Source organism: Pseudoalteromonas sp. SR43-5, from assembly GCF_014163835.1.
In the GTDB taxonomy this organism is placed as follows: domain Bacteria; phylum Pseudomonadota; class Gammaproteobacteria; order Enterobacterales; family Alteromonadaceae; genus Pseudoalteromonas; species Pseudoalteromonas distincta.
Genome location: NZ_JACJEA010000068.1, coordinates 1 through 1,841 on the forward strand (window position 1 = coordinate 1; position 1,841 = coordinate 1,841).

The 1,841-nt window shown below is 51.6% G+C and carries 1 protein-coding gene; it reads right to left on the minus strand.

Features of this window, described 5'->3' with window-relative positions; translation table 11 throughout:
- Positions 1–1,841 (minus strand): Ig-like domain-containing protein (locus H5090_RS20490; RefSeq protein ID WP_182696622.1); only part of this gene is annotated, 1,841 nt, incomplete at both ends.

A 1,841-nucleotide genomic window follows, 5' to 3' on the forward strand; every position in this document is an offset into this window, starting at 1 on the left:
TTGCCCGCTGCATCAGTGATGCTGGCGCTAACGCTATAATTCCCTTCGGCTAATGTGCCTGTTGGTGTCGCACTCCAGTTACCATTGGCATCGGTTTGTACATCAATGCTTTGAGTGGCATTTGCTGCATCTGTAAACGTCACCGTGATGGTGCTGTTAGGCGCATCACTGGTGCCTGTCACAGTTGGCGTGCTGTCATTTGTTAATAATGGCGCATCTACACTCACACTTGGTGCTGTGGTATCAATGGTGCCGTTGCCGGTAATATCGGTGCTGTTACCTGCCACATCGCTAATACTTGCTTCGATGCTATATGGTCCCTCTGCCAGTGCAGTCGGTACTTCTACAGAGAAGTTGCCATCGGCATCCACAGTGGTAGTGAACGTTTGTGTATTGCCTTGATCGTCCACCACGGTGAAGTTAATAACCGTGCCTTCAACGGCATCACTTGTGCCACTGAGTGTCGGGGTGATGTCATTACTTGAGCCTGGGCTGGTAAGTACAAGTGTCGGTGCAGTGGTATCTATTTCACCTGCGCCTGTGGCGGTGGTGTCATTGCCTGCTGCATCGCTCACGCTTGCGCTGATGGTGTATCCACCTTCTGCAATGGCTACCGGTACAGGGATTGACCACGTACCATTGGCTAGTACGGTGGCGCTCATTGTTTGCGCTGCGCCGCTGCTGTCGGTGACAACAATGGTTACTTCACTGCCTTGCGGTGCATCGCTGGTACCTGCAATCGTTGGCGTGGTGTCGTTCCCTACACCGTTGTCTGTAATAACAAGGCTCGGGCCAGTAAGGTCTATCTGACCTGTCTCGGTGGCGCTGCCGATATTACCTAGACCATCATCTACCTGTGCGGTGACAGTATATTCGCCTTCGGCTAAATCAGTTGGTGCATCGACACTCCATACTCCACCCGTTACGGTTGTATCAACAGTCGTAATATTCCCTGCACTGTCTTCAAACGTTAAGCTAATGGTGGTGTTATCTGCCGCATCGCTTGTACCATTAATGGTTGGGGTGGTGTCGTTGGTGTCAACCAGTGTATTAATACTGATGCTTGGGGCCGTGGTGTTGAGTGTTGCGGTTTCACTTAATGTAGTGGTATTACCGGCGTTATCACTAACGCTTGCTTCGATAGTAAGTGGACCATCAGTTAACGCGTTCGGTACATCGGCTGACCAGCTGCCATCGGCTTGTACTGTTGCAGTAAACGTTTCTGTATTATCTGCATCCGAGACGTTAATCGTTATAACCGTGCCTACTGGCGCGTTCGATGTCCCGCTGATTGTTGGCGTGCTGTCGTTGGTTGCGCCGACTGTGTCTAACGTCAGTGTTGGCGCTAAGGTATCTAGGTTGCCCGTTTGTGTCGCGCCGCCGGTGTTGCCTGCATCATCGGTGATACTGGCTTGCACGGTGTAGCTTCCATCCGGTAATTCAGGGCTGGTTGCTTGCCAATCACCGTTTGCATCCACGGTGGCGGTGATTGGGTGTTCATCACCGTTACTGTCAGTAATAACAATGTTTACAACGGTGCCTTCAGGCTCTGTTGAAGTACCACTAATCACTGGGGTGCTGTCGTTACCCAAGCCCAGTGCATCAACGGTGACGATTGGCGTAATAGTATCCACATTACCACTGCTGTTTGCTGTGCTCTCGTTGCCTGCCGCATCAGTAATACTCGCGCTTACAGTAAAGTCACCTTGTGCAAGGGCACCTGGAATCTCAATGTTCCAGTGGCCATCGCTGCCAACTAGGGTCTCAATGGTTTGCACAGCGCCTGCGCTGTCGGTGATGGTGAGTGTAACAGTGCCACCAATTTCATTACTGGTGCCCTG